The organism is Pseudomonas sp. Q1-7, from assembly GCF_028010285.1.
In the GTDB taxonomy this organism is placed as follows: Bacteria; Pseudomonadota; Gammaproteobacteria; order Pseudomonadales; family Pseudomonadaceae; genus Metapseudomonas.
Map to the genome: position 1 here is coordinate 1,716,982 of NZ_CP116304.1, position 15,879 is coordinate 1,732,860.

Genomic DNA, 15,879 nt, shown 5'->3' on the forward strand with positions numbered 1-15,879 from the left:
GCGATGTCTTCTTCCGTCCTGGCCGGACTGTCCCTGCTGGTACTCGGCGAAAGCCACATGAGCCTGCAAAACCACCTGACCGAACCGCTCAACGCGGCGCTCGCCCAGAAGGGCGCGACGGTGCACGCCATCGGCGCCTGCGGCGCCAGTGCCGGCGACTGGCTGATCACCAAGAAGGTGGATTGCGGCGCGGAGCTCAAGGGCACCGGCAAGCTGCTGATCAAGGGCCGCGAAGCCACCACCACGCCGATCAAGCAACTGATCGCCGCGGAAAAACCGGACGTGGTGGTGCTGGTGATCGGCGACACCATGGCGTCCTACGACAAGCCCGCGTTTCCCAAGGCCTGGGCCTGGCAGAGCGTGACCAGCCTGACCAAGGCCATCGCCGAAACCGGCACCCGCTGCGTGTGGGTGGGCCCGGCCTGGGGCAAGGAGGGCGGCATGTACAAGAAGAACGCCCAGCGCACCCAACTGATGTCGCAGTTCCTTGCCGCCAACGTGGCGCCCTGCAGCTACATCGACTCGCTGAAGCTGTCCAAGCCCGGCGAGTGGATCACCACCGACGGCCAGCACTTCACCGTCGCCGGCTACAAGGCCTGGGGCAATGCCATCGCGGACGCGATGAGCAAGCTGCCGGCCGCCAGCCTCAAGGGGGCCAAGTGATGACGCGCGCCCTGCATGCCCTGGCGGGCCTGGGTGGCCTGCTGGTCCTGGGCGGCGCCCAGGCCGCCGAAATTCCCCTGTACCCCACTGGCCCCAGCGAAGACTCGGCCTTCCTGCGCTTCTTCAACGCCGGCACGGGCCCCCTGGAGCTGACCGCTGCCGGTTCCGGCGCCAGCCTGAGCGTGGACAGTGTCCGGCGTGCCTCGGACTTCCTCACCGTGCCGGCCGGCAAAGCGGTCAAGGGCAGCCTGAAGCTGGACGGCCAGGAGCAGGCGCTGGATGTCAGCGTCGAGCCGGGCGAATTCGCCACCGTGGTCGGCATTCCCGTGGCGGGGCAGGGCCTGCGCCTGGTCACCGTGCGCGAGCAGCCGGATGACTTCAACGCGCTCAAGGCGTCGCTGGCCTTCTACAGCCTGGATGCCACCTGCGCCGATGCCGGCGTGCAGGCGGCCGGACGCAACGTCGACATTTTCAAGGGCGTGGCCGACGGCAGCCTGCAGCGCCGCTCGATCAACCCGCTGAAACTGTCGGTGCAATTGCGCTGCGGCGGCGCCCCGGTGGGCGAACCGCTGGCCCTCGGCGAACTGGCCGCCGGCCAGCGCTATACCCTGTTCCTGGTGCCGTCGGCCCAGGGCCCGCGCCTGATCCAGGTGCAGGACAACCTGGCCCACTGACGAACGCCCATGGTCTTCGCTTCCCTGGAATTCCTCATCCTGTTCCTGCCGGCGTTCATGCTGGTCTACGCACTTGCCGGGGCGGGGGGGCGCAACCACGTGCTGCTGCTGGGCAGCTGGTTGTTCTACGGCTGGCTGAGCCCGGCCTTCCTGCTGCTGCATGTGCTGCTGACGGGGGTGGGCTGGCTCGGCGGCCTGCTGGTCGAGCGCAGCGGCGACCCGGCGCGCCTGTTGCGTATCCGCCTGCTGGCGGGGCTGATCGCCCTCAACGTGCTGGTGCTGTGCTGGTACAAGTACGCCAACATCCTCGCCGCCACCTTCAACGAGCTGTTGGTCACCCAGGGCGCGCTGCCGTTCGAGTGGCAGAAGGTCGCCCTGCCGGCGGGCCTGTCGTTCATCGTCCTGCAGGTGATTTCCTACCTGGTGGACGTGCACCGCCGGGTGGTGCCGGTGGAGCGCAGCTTCGCCAACTTCGCCACCTACCTGGCGATGTTCGGCCATTCCATCGCCGGGCCGATCATCCGCTACGACTGGGTGCGCCAGGAGCTCAACCAGCGATATTTCAACCGGCAGAATTTCGCCCTCGGCTCGCGCCGCTTCATGATCGGCATGAGCATGAAGGTGCTGGTGGCCGACAGCCTGTCGCCGCTGGTGGCCGTGGCCTTCGCCCAGGAGTCGCCGTCCTTCGTCGATGCCTGGATCGGCTGCCTGGCCTACTCGCTGCAGCTGTTCTTCGATTTCGCCGGCTACAGCGCCATGGCCATCGGCCTGGGCCTGATGCTCGGCTTCCACTTCCCGGAGAACTTCAACCGGCCCTACTGGGCGCGCAACATCCAGGATTTCTGGCGGCGCTGGCACATTTCGTTGTCGAGCTGGCTGCGCGATTACCTCTACATCGGCCTGGGCGGCAATCGCCTGGGCACCTGGAAGACCTACCGCAACCTGTTCCTGATCATGGCCATCGGCGGCCTCTGGCACGGCGGCGACAGCTGGAACTACGTGATGTGGGGCGCGGCCCACGGCCTGGCGCTGTGCGTCGACCGCGCCTGGAGCCGCGCCGGCCTGCCGGACCTGCCGGCCTGGCTGGCGCACAGTGTGACCCTGCTGTTCGTCTGCCTGGCCTGGACCCTGTTCCGCGCGCCGGACTTCGCCACGGCGCTGAACCTGTACGCCGGGCAGTTCGGCCTGCACGGCTTCGCCCTCGGCGCCCCCCTGGCGGCGACCTTGCGTCCGGCCCACGGCATTGCCGCGGCGCTGGGCGTGCTCTGCCTGATCCTGCCGCTCTACCAGGCGCGCGCCGAAGCCCGCTTCGGCGAGGTGGCGCTGTTCCGCGTGGTCGGCGCGCTGTGGCCGGTACTCGGTTTCCTGCTGTCGTTCGCCCTGATCGCCAGCCGCGAAACCGTGCCCTTCCTCTACTTCCAGTTCTAGGGGCCCGAGCATGTCGAAGAAAGACGACTCCCTGGCACCGGTGCCGCCCAGCCAGATGATGATCCGCCTCAGCCCGCTGGTCGGGGCGGTGATGTTCACCTTCCTGTTCTTCGGCCTGGCCTGCAGCTTCTGGGCGCTGTTCGTCAGCGGTGCGATCCAGCTGATGCCGGCGAAGGTTGACTGGAACGCCATCCGCAAGGGTGAGATCACCCACCATATCGCCCGGGAACTGGCCCACGTGCCCTTCGCCCAACAGGCCGCCGACTTGGAGCGGGCGGCCAGTTGGCTGGCCATTGGTGACACCGGCAGCCGCGTGCGCCAGGGGTGTCCCGGCTGGCTGTTCCTCACCGACGAGCTGAAGGTGCATCCCCACGCCGCCGCCCATGCCGAGGCCCGCGCGGCCAAGGTCCGCGCGGTGCGCGACTACCTGGCGAGCCGGAACATCCGCCTGCTGGTGGTGCTGGTGCCGGACAAGAGCCGCATCGCCGCCGACCGGCTGTGCGCCATCCCGCGCTCCGCCGGCTTCGCCGGGCGCGCGGTGCAATGGCAGGCCGCCTTGCAGGGCGCCGGCATCCCGGTGCTGAATCTGGCCGAGGTGCTGGGCCCGTTGGGCAGCGCGGCTTACCTGCGCACCGACAGCCACTGGAACGAGACCGGCGCCGAGGCGGCCGCCCGCGCGGTGGCCGGCCGTGTCGCCGCGCTGGGCGTCACCGCGACACCGGCCAAGGCCGTCCGGCGCACCCGGGAAGCGCCGGCCGTGCGCCCCGGCGACCTGGTGCGCCTGGCCGGACTCGACTGGCTGCCCGCGGCGCTGCAGCCGGCGCAGGAGCGCGTCGCCAGTACGCTGTTCAGCAGCGTGGAAGCGACGGACGACGCCCTCAGCGAAGATGATCTGTTCGGCGACAGCCAGTTGCCCAACGTTGCGCTGATCGGCACCTCCTTCTCGCGCAACTCGAACTTCGTGCCCTTCCTCGAACAGGCCCTGGGCGCCAGCCTGGGCAACTTCGCCAAGGACGGCGGCGAATTCTCCGGCGCCGCGAAGGACTACCTGGCCAGCCCGGCGTTCAAGCAGACGCCACCGGAGCTGCTGATCTGGGAAATCCCCGAACGCGACCTGCAATCGCCGTACGAGGACGACATCGTCCTGCCGCAGGGGTAGGGCACGGAGTCCCGGCGGGCCGCGAATGGTGGACCGGTGACGCGTGGTCCACCCTACGAACCTCCCGGCCGAGGGGGCGGGCCATTCACTCGGTGAACAGCTTCTGCACCACCGAGAAATCCTTCTTGCCCTTGCCCTGCTTGAGCAGCAGGCGGTAGAGCTGCAGCGCCAGGGCGCCCATGGGGGTGCTGCTGAGGCTGTGCTGCGCGGTTTCCTGGGCCAGGCCCAGGTCCTTGGCCATCAGTTCGGCCATGAAGCCGCCTTCGTAGTCCTTGCTCGCCGGAGCGTTGGGCATCACGCCCGGCCAGGGGTTGTAGCGCTCCAGCACCCAGTTGCCGCCCGAGCTCTGGCGCATGATTTCGGCCAGTACGTCCGGGTCCAGGCCGTTGGCCACGCCCAGGGCCATGGATTCGGCGGTGCCGATCATCTGCACCGCGAGCAACTGGTTGTTGCACACCTTGGCCACCTGGCCGGCACCGTCGGGGCCGGCGTGGAAAATGTTCTTGCCCATGGCCTGGAAGATCGGCCGGGCCTTTTCCAGGGCCGCCGCCTCGCCACCCACCATGAAGGTCAGGGTGCCTGCCGCCGCCCCGGCGGTACCGCCGGACACCGGGGCGTCCAGCAGCTCGATAGCGCGCGCCTTGGCCGCTGCGTGCACCTTGCGCGCGGATTCCGGGGCGATGGTCGAGCACTCCAGCAGCAGGCTGCCGGCGGCGATGGACTCCAGCAGCCCGCCCTCGCCCAGCAGCAGGCCCTCCACGTGCCGGCTGGCCGGCAGCATGGTGATGACCACCTGGGCATCGCCGACGGCGTCACGGGCGTCCCGCGCGGGTCTGGCACCCTCGGCCGCCAGTTCGTCGACGGCGGCCTGCACCAGGTCGTAGACCTTGAGTTCGTGGCCGGCCTTGAGCAGGTTGCGGGCCATGGGCAGGCCCATGTGGCCGAGTCCGATAAAGGCGATCTTGCTCATCGTGCTTCTCCTTGGGCCGGGCCGTGCGGCCGCGGCGTTCGGTCAGAGATCGTCCAGCGGGTGCCGGCCTTCCCACACCGGCTCGAAATGGGCTTCCACCACCGTGCGGGGAATGGCCGCCACGTCCGGCCAGTGCCAGCGCGGCGCGTTGTCCTTGTCGATCAGCCGGGCGCGCACGCCTTCGGGGAACTCCGGGTGGCGGCAGCAGTTCAGGCTCATGGTGTATTCCATGCGGAACACGTCGGCGAGGGACAGGTGCCTGGCCCGGCGAATCTGCTCCCAGACCAGGTGGGCCGTGAGCGGGCAGCCGGCGGCCAGGGTCTTGGCCGCGCGCGCCAGGGGCACGTCGCTGTCGTGCTGCAGGGCGGTCAGGGCCTTCCAGGCGGCGGGCAGGTCGGGCACATCCAGCAGCGCGTCGATGCGCTTGCGCCGGGGCAGCCACTGGGCTTCCGGCAACTGGCCGCGGGCTTCGTGTTCCAGGGCCTTGAGCAGGCTGTTGAGCTGGGCGTCGGGCTGGTCCTGCCAGTTGAGCTGGACCAGGCCGGCCAACAGGGCGTCCTGCTGGTCGTCGAGGAGGAAGCGATCGGCCAGGTCCAGGTCCAGGGCGTCGTGGGCGTTGATGGTGCCGGCGCCCAGGCCGAGGAACAGACCGAGCCTGCCCGGCAGCCGGGCGAGGAACCAGCTGCCGCCGACGTCGGGATAGAGTCCGATGTTGATTTCCGGCATGCCGAGGCGGCTGGAGGGGGTGACGATGCGAATCGAGGCGCCTTGCATCAGGCCCATGCCGCCGCCCAGCACATGGCCGTGGGCCCAGCAGATCAGCGGTTTGGGATAGGTGTGGATGCGGTGATCGAGGCGGTACTCATCGGAGAAGAAGCGGCCAGCGAGCGGCGGCACCACACCGGGGTGCTCGCGGCAGGCGTCCACCAGCTTGCGCACGTCGCCGCCGGCGCAGAAGGCCTTGGGGCCATTGCCGCGCAGCAGCACGCAGACGATCTCCGGGTCGTCGGCCCAGGCCCGCAGCCGGTCGTCCAGGGCCTCGATCATCGGCAGGGAGAGGGCGTTGAGGCTGGCCTCGGCGTCCAGGCTGGCGATGCCGATACGTGCGCCATGCAGGCCGTTGCGTTCTTCGAAACTCACATTCATGGTCGTTCTCGTCCGGCTTTCGCTCATTTGTTGCGCCAGTGCGGGTCGCGCTTTTCCAGGAAGGCGTTGACGCCTTCGCGGGTGTCCTCGGCGTCGAACAGGTCGACGAAGCGTTCGCGTTCTTCCGGCAGCCAGCTGTTCGGCCCACGCGCACGGGCACCCTGGATCAGCGGCTTGATGGTGCGCACCGCCACCGGGCTCTGCCGCGCCACCTTGGCGGCCAGCAGCAGGGCGGTGCCACGGGCTTCGCCGCTGTCCACCACCTGCTCCACCAGGCCGATACGCAGGGCGGTTTCGGCGTCCAGCCGTTCGCCGCAGAGGATCATGCGCTTGGCCCAGCCTTCGCCCACCAGCCAGGACAGCGCCTGGGTGCCGCCGGCACAGGGCAGCAGGCCCACGGTGGCTTCCGGCAGGGCCATCTGTGCCTGGCGCTCGGCGATGCGGATGTCGCAGGCCAGGGCGCATTCCAGGCCGCCACCCATGGCGTAGCCGTTGATCGCGGCGATGGATACACCGCGAAAATCGCGCAGGGCCTCGAAGGCCTCGCCGAAGCGGCGGGCCATTTCGCGGGCGCGGGCCTTGTCGCCGTCGGCGAACAGGTTGAGGTCGGCGCCGGCGCTGAAGAACTTCTGCCCCTGGCCGGTCACCACCAGCGCGTAGATATCGTCGTCGCGGTTGAGGTGCTCGATCAGTTGCTTGAGACCGATCAGCGACTCGCGGTCCCAGGTGTTGGCCGGCGGGTGGTTGATGGTGATCAGCGCGGTATGGCCGTGCTTCTCCACGGTGAGTTTGTGGGTCAGGTCGAAGACGCCGGGTTGGTAGGGTTCGACGGCGGTGGTCATGTGCAGCTCCTTACAAGAGGCGGTCCAGGGCGCCGCCCTGTTCCAGTAAACGGCGCGCGATGATCACGCGCATGATTTCGTTGGTGCCTTCCAGGATCTGGTGCACGCGGGTATCCCGCACCCAGCGTTCCAGAGGATAGTCGTTCAGGTAGCCGTAACCGCCGTGGAGCTGCAGGGCCTCGTTGCAGAGTTCGAAGCACTGGTCGGTGGCGAAGCGCTTGGCCATGGCGCAGTAGAGGCCGGCCTCGGCGTGGCGTTGGTCCAGACGATGGGCGGCCAGGCGCACCATCTGCCGGCTGGCGGTGAGGGCGGTGAGCATGTCGGCGAGTTTGAACTGCAGCGCCTGGAACTCGGCCAGGGGCTTGCCGAACTGCTTGCGTTCTTCCACGTAGCGCAGGCTCTGCTCCAGGGCAGCCTGGGCGGCCCCGAGGGAGCAGCTGGCGATGTTCAGGCGGCCACCGTCCAGGCCCTTCATGGCGTAGACGAAGCCCTGGCCTTCCGGGCCGATGCGGTTGCCGACGGGAATGCGCACGCCTTCGAAGGTGATGGTGCGGGTGGGTTGGGCGCGCCAGCCCATCTTGTCCTCGTTGCGACCATAGCGGACGCCTTCGGCGTCGGCCGGCACGAGGAAGCAGGAGATGCCCTTGGCGCCGTCCTCGCCCGTGCGCGCCATGACGATCAGCACCTGGGTGCTGCCGGCGCCGGAAATGAAGCACTTGCTGCCGTCCAGCACATAGTGGTCGCCGTCGCGGCGGGCGCGGGTGCGCAGGCGGGCGGCGTCGGAGCCGGCGTCGGGCTCGGTCAGGCAATAGGACGCCAGCAACTCGCCGTCGATCAAGCCGGGCAGCCAACGGGCCTTGAGCTTCGCGTCGCCGAACGAGGCGAGCATCCAGGCGGCCATGTTGTGGATGGTCAGGTAGGCGGTGGTGGCTACGCAGCCGGCCGCCAGTTGCTCGAAGATCAGCGAGGCGGAGAGTCGGGACAGGCCCAGTCCGCCGTCCTCCTCGCCGATGTAGAGGGCCAGGTAGCCCTGCTCGGCGGCGCGGCGGATCACCTCCAGGGGGAAGTGGTGCCCGCGGTCCCAGTCGGCGGCATGGGGCGCCAGTTCGTGGCTGGCGAAGGCGCGGGCACTGTCCACCAGCAGGCGTTGTTCTTCGGTGAGGTCGAAATTCATCTGTGTTCTGCCTCGGTTCGGTTCCGGGGCGGTGCTGCGCACCGCTGGGCGACTGCGTTCGCCCTTACTTCAGGTGGATGGTCATGTTCGGTCCGCTCACCGGGGCGTCGTCGAACCAGCGGCTGGTGACGGTCTTGGTCTCGGTGTAGAAGCGCACCGCCTGCTTGCCGTAGGCATGCAGGTCGCCATAGAAGGAGCCCTTCCAGCCGGTGAAGGAGAAGAAGGGCAGGGGCACCGGAATCGGCACGTTGATGCCCACCTGGCCGACTTCCACCGCGTGCTGGAAGTGCCGCGCGGCGCCGCCGGAACGGGTGAACAGGCTGGTGCCGTTGCCGTAGGGGTTGGCGTTGACCAGTGCGATGGCCTCTTCCAGGCTGTCCACCTCCATGCAGATCAGCACCGGCCCGAAGATTTCCTCGCGGTACAGGCCCATCTTCGCGGTCACGCCGCGGAACAGGGTGGGGCCGAGCCAGTTGCCGTTGGGATAGCCCGGCACCTGGCACTGGGAACCGTCCAGCAGGCATTCGGCACCTTCCGCCTTGCCTTCGGCGATCAGCCGCAACACCCGCTGGCGGGCCTGCTGGCTGATCAGCGGGCCGAAGGCGGAATGGGCGTCCTTCCAGTGGCCGGGACGCAGCTCGGCCATCTGCGCGGCCAGCTCGGGAATCCACGCCCGCGCCTCGCCGACGAAAACCGCCACGCTGATGGCCATGCAGCGCTGGCCGGCGGCGCCGCAACTGGCGCCCACCAGGTTGCTCAGCACCTGGTCCTTGTGGGCGTCGGGCAGCACCACCATGTGGTTCTTGGCGCCGGCGAAGGCCTGCACCCGCTTCAGGTGGGCGGTGCCGGTGCGGTAGATGTGCTGGCCCACTGGCACCGAGCCGACGAAGGAAATGGCACGCACGTCCGGGTGGGTGAGCAGGGCGTCCACCTGCTCGCGGCCGCCGTGGATCACCTGCAGCACCCCCTTGGGCGCGCCGGCTTCGAGGAACAGCTCGGCAAGGCGGTTGGGGGTCAGCGGGTCCTGTTCGGACGGCTTGAGGACGAAGGTGTTGCCGCAGGCGATGGCCAGGGGAAACATCCACAGCGGGATCATCGCCGGGAAATTGAAGGGGGTGATGCCGACGCAGACACCGAGGGGCTGCACCCAACTGGCGGTGTCGATCTCGCGGGCGACGTTCTCCACTGTCTCGCCCATCATCAGGCTGGCCACGTTGGCGGCGTGCTCGGCCACTTCGATGCCGCGCCAGACGTCGCCCTTGGCATCGGCGAAGGTCTTGCCGGTCTCGCTGGCGAGCAGTTCGGCCAGTTCGTCGTGGTGATCCTTGAGCAGTTGCTGGTAGCGCAGCATCATCCGTGCGCGCTCCGGGACCGGCACCTCGCGCCAGGTCTGGAAGGCTAGCTTGGCGCTGGCGACGGCGGCCTCGATTTCCTCGGCCGTGGCCTTGGGGGCCAGCGCGAGGACTTCCTGGGTCGCCGGGTCGGTCACTTCGATCAGCTCGCGGGCGCGGCTTTCGCGCCACTCGCCGTCGATCAGTTGCGGGATGGTCTTGGCCATCTGGGACCTCCACCCGTGAGACGGGACTGTGTTGTTTCTTGCTCTTATAACGGCCGCCGGGGCAGATGTGGATTGACGATCTTGGTCGTCGGATGGACGATCTTGGCATTGCAGACGCATTCGAGAACCGCCATGAGCCGCTCCGTGGAAACCTCCAACTGGCCGCTGCCGGCCAATGGCGTGCGCTTCACCACGCCGCCCCGCCTGCGGCGTCTGTTGGCGCGTCACCCCTTGACTTCGGCCTGTTATCCCCTGGCGCTGGGCTACTACCCGGAAGCCCTGGGGCACCGCATGGAGCGCCATGCGCCGGCGGACCACCTGCTGGTCTACTGCCGTTCCGGGCAGGGCTGGCTGGAGTGCGGGGATGGACGATTCGAGGTGGCGGGTGGCGACCTGTTGCTGCTGCCCAAGGGCCGCCTCCACGCCTATGGCGCGGACGCCCGGCGCCCCTGGAGCATCTACTGGGTGCATTTCGAGGGAGAGCTGGTGGAGGACTACCTGCGTCCCCTGGGCCAGTCCGTCCTGCATCGGATCGGTGTGCAGCCGCGCCTGCTGGCGGACTTCGATGCCCTGCTGGGGCTGCGCAAGCAGGGGCTGAACCTGCCGCACTTCGTGCATGCCAGCCACCAGTTGCAGACCCTGCTGACGTCCCTGGCGGTGCTGCCGGTGCGTGGCTACCTGAAGTCCGGGCGGGTGCTGGATGTGGACGCGGTACAGGCGGTGATGCGCGCCCACCTGCACGACAGCCTCAACCTCGACCAACTGGCGGCGCAGTTCAAGCTGTCGCGTTTCCACTTCGCCAAGACCTACCGCGCCCTGACCGGCCATGCGCCGATCCAGGACTTCATCCAGTTGAAGATGGCCCATGCCTGCCGGCTGCTGGACGAGGGCGACCAGGGGGTGAAGCAGATCGCCGAGCAGTTGGGTTACGAGGACGTCTATTACTTTTCGCGGTTGTTCAGGAAGGTGGTGGGCATGGCGCCCAGTCACTACCGGGCGCTGCACCAGGGATGAGCCGGGCACGACTTGCAGGTCGTGGCTGAGCTGCGCGAAGCCCAACGTCGGAGCCGTATCGGACGCCGGGCCTCGCGACGCTCGGCGCCAATCTACAGACGCGTCATGCCTCCGCTGTGAGGGGGCGACCGCCCAACAGTTTGAGCCACAGCGCCGCCACTTCGGCCAGGTCCGCGCGCAGGACCTGGGGCGCCGGCAGTTCCATGCGCTGGTAGGCGGGCAGCCTGGCCAGGCGGTTGTCGTCGCGGGGTTCTTCCAGCAACTGGCTGGCGACCTGCACCACGTCCGCCAGGTCCACCGGACCCTTGTGCTGGCGACACCAGTCGCGGCGCAGGCGGGCGCAGTCCTGCAGGCTCGCCGGCAGCTTCCAGGCCCCCAGCAGCAGGTCGCCCAGCTCGGCGGAAAGCTGCTCGCACAGTCGCTGCAGGTCGACCTCCAGGCGCGACACCTGCGGCCACCGGTGCAGTTCCTTGAGCAGCGGCAGACAGCCGACATCCTGCAGCAGGCCGGCCAGCAGGGCGTCTTCCACGTCCAGGTGGGGCAGGTGCTGGGCCAGGCCGGCGCTGAGCGCGGCCCGTTGCAGACTGAGGTTCCAGCGCTTGGTGAAGACCTTGCGCAGGCTGGGTTCGTCGCCCTCGAAGAGGTTCCGCAGCTCGAAGGCCAGCACCAGGTTGGCCAGGCGCCGCGCGTTGAGTTGCCGGACTACGTCCAGCAGGCCGGTGCCAGGGTGGATATGGCCGAGCAGCGGCAGGCCGGCGAATTCCAGCAGGCGCCCGGCCAGGTCGGGACGGCCTTCCAGCAGGGCAGCAGCCTGTTCGTGGGCGGGCGCGCCGCTACCCGGCAAGCGGCGCAGGTGCGCGGAGGTTTCGGGCATTGGCGGCAACGCACCGGCCTCCTTGAGAAAGTGCTCGTAGAGCGCGAGTTTCACCCTGTCGTGACGATTGTCCATGCGGGAATGCTCCGTGCGTCCTTGATTGACAAGGGTAGTGGGCATTTCTTAGGGTGCCCGACCATCGGGCGGGAAGCGCCCCGGCAACCGCCATGGAACAGAAAGCGTGATGACTGAAAGCGACGACCGGATCAAGCTCGAAGCGAGCTGGAAAGAAGCCCTGCGGGACGAGTTCGACAAGCCCTACATGAAGGCCCTGGGCGATTTCCTGCGCCAGGAAAAGGCCGCCGGAAAGGTGATCTTCCCGCCGGGACCGTTGATCTTCAACGCACTGAACTCCACCCCCCTGGAACAGGTGAAGGTGGTGATCATCGGCCAGGACCCGTACCACGGTCCGGGCCAGGCCCATGGCCTGTGCTTCTCGGTGCAACCGGGCGTGCCGGCACCGCCGTCGCTGCAGAACATCTACAAGGAACTCAAGCGCGACCTGAACATCGACATGCCGTCCCACGGCTACCTGCAGTCCTGGGCGGAGCAGGGCGTGCTGCTGCTCAACACCTCCCTCACGGTCGAACAGGCCCGCGCCGGTTCCCATGCCGCCGCCGGCTGGCATCACTTCACCGACAAGGTGATCGAAGTGGTCAGCCAGCAGCGGCCGAACCTGGTGTTCCTGCTCTGGGGGGCCCATGCCCAGAGCAAGGAGCGGCTGATCGACCCCACCAAGCATCTGATCCTGAAGTCGGCGCACCCGTCGCCGCTGTCGGCCTACCGGGGTTTCCTCGGCAACGGCCATTTCGGCCGCTGCAACAAGTTCCTCGCCCAGCACGGCCTGGGTCCGATCGACTGGCGCCTGCCCGAGCTCTGAACGCTCAGCCCGGATAGCACGCCAGCCCTTTCAGGTCGGCCACCATCTCGCGGATGCGCGCCCGCAGCGCGTTGCGCTGGGTCGCGTCGGCGCTGTTGAACAGGTCGGCCAGCAGTTCGGCCAAGGCCGCTTCCGACGCGCGGTAGGCCTGGCGATAAGCGGGCGTCCAGAAGTCTTCAGGTTGCTGCAACAGGGCGGTGACGCGCCGCGGGAAGTCCGCCGTATGACGGCCGTAGAGGGTTCGGCGCAGTTCCTGCTGCCAGGCCTCGCGGTTCTCCGCCCAGATCCGGTTGTAGTCGCCCTGGCCACGAGCCCAGGCGTCGATGCGTGCCCGCTGGCTCGATCGCAGCGGCCCGAACCAGTCCTCCACCCGCTCGCGCATGCGTTGCGCCCGTTCCTCGATCTGTTGCTTCAGCGGCGGTTCTACGTGCTCCTCGCGCAGTTCGGCGTCGCGCTCGTCCAGGGCCACATAGAGCTCACCCATCTGCCGGGGCGTGAGGCTTTCCGCCAGGTCTTGCACGGTCGGGGTGATTTCCACGGCGATGCGCCGGATGGCACCGCGCACCTGGCCGAATTGGCCACGCAGGTCGGCGGGGCTCAGCTGGCGGCGCCGGCTGAGTTCGAGCGATTGTTCCAGCCAGGCGACGTATTCCGGTAACTGGGTGCTGCAATGCCAGGCGAGGTGCTTCTGCAGGCGCGGTTCGAGCCAGTTGCGCTGGCTGGCGTCGAGGCTGACGTAGTCGTCGATCCACCAGGGGATGATCAGGTCGAGGTTGCGGTACGCCAGGTCGAGCCGGCTGCACGCCGCCAGCAGCAGGAAGGCGCTCATGATCAGCAGTGGGCGAAGCGGGGCGAGGCGTCTGGACATTATTCGGCCTTGGCGAACCACGGATAGGGGAGAGCATAGGGTGGACCCACGTGCGCCACCAGAGGTTGCAGGAGCATGAAAAAGAGCCCGCGCGAGACGGGCTAAGCGTGGGTTCGTGATTGCTGCCAGCGGCGGAACAGCGGCTCGGCGAGGAACAGCACCAGCAGCAGGCGCAGCACCTGCAGGGCGGTGACCAGCGGCACCGAGAGCTGCAGCGCTTCGGCCGTGAGGCTGAGTTCGGCGATGCCGCCGGGCATCATGCCGAGCATCAGCGAGCGGTGGTCGAGGCCGTCCAGCCAGCCGAGCAGCTCGGCGGCCACGGCGGCGAAGGCCATGCCCAGGGAGGTGGCGAGCAGGGTGCGGGCGATGAAGCTGGGGGCACGGCGGAAGAAGGCGCGGTCGAAATGGCAGCCCAGGGCGCTGCCGATCAGCCATTGGCCGAGCTGGCTGGCGCCGTGCGGCAGGCCCAGTTGCAGGTCGAAGCCGATGGCCAGGGCGGCGCTGACCAGCAGCGGGCCGATCAGCCAGGGGTTGGGCTGGTGGAAGCGCTGCATCAGCATCGCCAGCAGGGCGCCGCCGCCCAGCAGCAGGGCCAGCCAGCCCCAGTCCACCGGCGCCGCCTGGTGCGGCAGGGCGGGCAGGCCGACGAACAGTTGGAACAGTGCCGGCACGCTGAGGACCACCAGCAGCAGCCGCAGGCTCTGTCCGGCGGCGACGCGGCTGAGCACCGCGCCGTTGCGCTGGCCGAGGTTGACCATCTCGCTGGCGCCGCCCGGCATGCTGGCGAAGAAGGCAGTGGCGCGGTCTTCGCCGCTGCGCAGCATCAGGCTGATGCCGATGACGCTGGAGAGGGCGGTGGCCACGGCGCCGACCAGGATGATGGCGCTGTTGGCCAGGACCTGCTCGATCACCGCCGGGGTGAAGTGCAGGCCGATGCCGATGCCGACGATCCATTGTCCGCACTTGCGCCCCCCCGGTACTTCGGCCAGGGGGACATCGGCGAGGCAGCGCACGGCGATTACCGCCAGCAGCGAGCCGACCATCCAGGGCAGCGGCCAGCCCACCAGGCTGGCCAGCCAGCCACCGATGACGCCCACCAGCGGCGTCAGCAGCCACCTAGGCATGGGCGAGCTTCGCCTTGCTCCGGCGTGCACGCAGCCAGCGGATGCCCGGCAGGGCCAGCATCACGGCGGTGAGTACCCAGAGGGCGATGGTGATCGGGCTGCTCCAGAGAATGCCGAGATCGCCGTTGGTGATGGACAGGGCGCGACGCAGGTTGGACTCCATCAGCTCGCCGAGGACGAAACCGAGGATAAGCGAGGACAGCGGGAAGTCCATCTTGCGCAGCAGGTAGCCGAAGACGCCGAGGGCGGCCATCAGCACCAGGTCGAAGGTGGTGCTGTGCACGGCATACACGCCCACCACGCTGACCACGGTGATGGCCGGCACCAGGACCCAGGTCGGTACGCTGAGCATGCGCGAGAACAGGCCCACCAGCGGGATGTTCATCACCAGCAGGATGACGTTGCCGATGAACAGCGAGGCGATCAGGCCCCAGACCACGTCGGGCTGCTGCTCGAACAGCAGCGGGCCGGGGGTGATGTTGTACAGCGTCAGGGCGCCGATCATCACCGCGGTGGTGCCGGAGCCCGGTACGCCGAGGGTCAGCATGGGGATCAGCGAACCGCAGGCCGAGGCGTTGTTGGCCGCCTCCGGCGCCGCCAGGCCGCGCAGGTCGCCCTCGCCGAAGCGGCCGGAGGCACCGGCCATGCGCTTTTCACTCATGTAGGTGATGGCGCTGGCGATGGTGGCGCCGGCGCCCGGCAGCACGCCGATGACGAAGCCGGCCAGGGCGCTGCGCACGCTGGTCCACCAGGTGGAGGCGAATTCCTTGAGGTTGAACAGCATGCGTCCGCTGGTCTTCACCGCCTTCTGGCCGGTGGTGGTGTGTTCGAGCATCAGCAGCATCTCGCTGACGCTGAACAGGCCGATGACCACAATGACGAACTGGATGCCGTCGGAGAGGCCGATGCTGTCGAAGGTAAAGCGGTAGACACCGGTGGTGGCGTCAACGCCGACCGTTGCCAGGCCCAGGCCGATCAGCGCCGAAAGCAGCGTCTTGACCGGCTTGTCGCCGACCATGCCGCCCAGGCAGGCGATGGCGAAGACCATCAGCACGAAGTACTCCGCCGGTCCGAAGGCCACCGCCCAGTTGGCCAGGATCGGCGCGAACAGCACCACGCCCATGGTGGCGATGGTGCTGCCGATGAAGGAACTCATGGCCGACAGCGACAGGGCGATGCCCGCCTTGCCCTGGCGCGCCAGCGGGTAGCCGTCGAGGGTGGTCATGATGGCGGCGGCGTCGCCTGGCACGTTGAGCAGGATGGCGGAGATGCGTCCGCCGTACTCGCAGCCCAGGTACACGGCGGCCAGCAGGATCAGCGCGGTTTCCGGCGGCAGGCCAAGGGCGAAGGCCAGCGGCAGCAGGATCGCCACGCCGTTGATCGGGCCCAGGCCCGGCAGCAGGCCGACGACGGTGCCGATGAAGGCGCCGAACAGCGCCACCAGAAGGTTGATCGGGCGCAGGGCGACGTCGAAGCCCTGGGCCAGGAAGTTCAGGGTTTCCATC

General features: G+C 68.5%; 15 protein-coding genes. 6 read left to right on the forward strand and 9 right to left on the reverse strand.

Features of this window, described 5'->3' with window-relative positions; all coding sequences use genetic code 11:
- Window positions 1–3 precede the first annotated feature (3 nt).
- From PJW05_RS07930 to PJW05_RS07945, 4 genes are read left to right on the forward strand one after another with little or no spacing between them, the layout of a single operon-like run.
- A complete protein-coding gene (locus tag PJW05_RS07930) occupies window positions 4–663 on the forward strand; it encodes an SGNH/GDSL hydrolase family protein (protein WP_271411169.1) in 660 nt (219 codons plus the stop codon).
- On the forward strand, window positions 663–1,337 hold the full coding sequence (locus PJW05_RS07935; RefSeq protein WP_271411170.1) for an alginate O-acetyltransferase AlgF: 675 nt from the start codon (window positions 663–665) through the stop codon (window positions 1,335–1,337). Before PJW05_RS07930 ends, PJW05_RS07935 begins: the two co-directional genes overlap by 1 nt.
- Before the next feature lie 9 nt (window positions 1,338–1,346).
- Complete coding sequence (locus PJW05_RS07940) at window positions 1,347–2,765, forward strand: MBOAT family O-acyltransferase (RefSeq protein ID WP_271411171.1); 1,419 nt, start codon at window positions 1,347–1,349, stop codon at window positions 2,763–2,765.
- A gap of 10 nt (window positions 2,766–2,775) precedes the next feature.
- Window positions 2,776–3,924, forward strand: coding sequence for an alginate O-acetyltransferase AlgX-related protein (locus PJW05_RS07945; protein ID WP_271411172.1), 1,149 nt, complete (start codon window positions 2,776–2,778; stop codon window positions 3,922–3,924).
- Between the two features lie 85 nt (window positions 3,925–4,009).
- On the opposite strand, the gene mmsB is transcribed toward PJW05_RS07945, so the two are convergent.
- The 5 genes from mmsB to PJW05_RS07970 all read right to left on the reverse strand — a co-directional run bounded on the left by mmsB (window position 4,010) and on the right by PJW05_RS07970 (window position 9,614).
- On the reverse strand, window positions 4,010–4,894 hold the full coding sequence (gene mmsB / locus PJW05_RS07950) for a 3-hydroxyisobutyrate dehydrogenase (RefSeq protein WP_271411173.1): 885 nt from the start codon (window positions 4,892–4,894) through the stop codon (window positions 4,010–4,012).
- Window positions 4,895–4,936: 42 nt separating this feature from the next.
- Entirely contained in the window at window positions 4,937–6,040 is a 1,104-nt protein-coding gene (locus PJW05_RS07955) for an enoyl-CoA hydratase/isomerase family protein (protein ID WP_271411174.1), read from the reverse strand.
- 23 nt (window positions 6,041–6,063) lie between these two features.
- Window positions 6,064–6,882: an enoyl-CoA hydratase gene (locus PJW05_RS07960; RefSeq protein ID WP_271411175.1), complete on the reverse strand. Its 819-nt coding sequence runs from the start codon at window positions 6,880–6,882 to the stop codon at window positions 6,064–6,066.
- Window positions 6,883–6,892: 10 nt separating this feature from the next.
- Window positions 6,893–8,056 (reverse strand): isobutyryl-CoA dehydrogenase, encoded by a 1,164-nt coding sequence (locus tag PJW05_RS07965; protein ID WP_271411176.1) that lies wholly within the window; start codon window positions 8,054–8,056, stop codon window positions 6,893–6,895.
- 64 nt (window positions 8,057–8,120) lie between these two features.
- A complete protein-coding gene (locus PJW05_RS07970; RefSeq protein WP_271411177.1) occupies window positions 8,121–9,614 on the reverse strand; it encodes a CoA-acylating methylmalonate-semialdehyde dehydrogenase in 1,494 nt (497 codons plus the stop codon).
- Window positions 9,615–9,746: 132 nt separating this feature from the next.
- Between PJW05_RS07970 and PJW05_RS07975 the strand changes: the two genes are divergently transcribed.
- Entirely contained in the window at window positions 9,747–10,628 is an 882-nt protein-coding gene (locus tag PJW05_RS07975) for an AraC family transcriptional regulator (RefSeq protein ID WP_271411178.1), read from the forward strand.
- A gap of 103 nt (window positions 10,629–10,731) precedes the next feature.
- Here the strand turns inward: PJW05_RS07975 and PJW05_RS07980 are convergent, their stop codons facing one another.
- Complete coding sequence (locus PJW05_RS07980; RefSeq protein ID WP_271411179.1) at window positions 10,732–11,577, reverse strand: HDOD domain-containing protein; 846 nt, start codon at window positions 11,575–11,577, stop codon at window positions 10,732–10,734.
- Between the two features lie 109 nt (window positions 11,578–11,686).
- Here PJW05_RS07980 and ung point away from each other — a divergent pair, with 109 nt between their 5' ends.
- Window positions 11,687–12,382, forward strand: coding sequence for a uracil-DNA glycosylase (gene ung / locus PJW05_RS07985; RefSeq protein WP_271411180.1), 696 nt, complete (start codon window positions 11,687–11,689; stop codon window positions 12,380–12,382).
- Window positions 12,383–12,386: 4 nt separating this feature from the next.
- Here ung and PJW05_RS07990 read toward each other — a convergent pair whose 3' ends face one another.
- From PJW05_RS07990 to PJW05_RS08000, 3 genes are all read right to left on the reverse strand, one after another.
- The gene (locus PJW05_RS07990; RefSeq protein ID WP_271411181.1) at window positions 12,387–13,250 is read right to left on the reverse strand and encodes a DUF6279 family lipoprotein; all 864 of its coding nucleotides are present in this window, start codon (window positions 13,248–13,250) and stop codon (window positions 12,387–12,389) included.
- A gap of 101 nt (window positions 13,251–13,351) precedes the next feature.
- Window positions 13,352–14,374, reverse strand: coding sequence for an AbrB family transcriptional regulator (locus PJW05_RS07995; RefSeq protein ID WP_271411182.1), 1,023 nt, complete (start codon window positions 14,372–14,374; stop codon window positions 13,352–13,354).
- Entirely contained in the window at window positions 14,367–15,878 is a 1,512-nt protein-coding gene (locus tag PJW05_RS08000; RefSeq protein WP_271411183.1) for a tripartite tricarboxylate transporter permease, read from the reverse strand. The genes PJW05_RS07995 and PJW05_RS08000 overlap by 8 nt, the downstream gene beginning before the upstream one ends.
- Window position 15,879 lies beyond the last annotated feature (1 nt).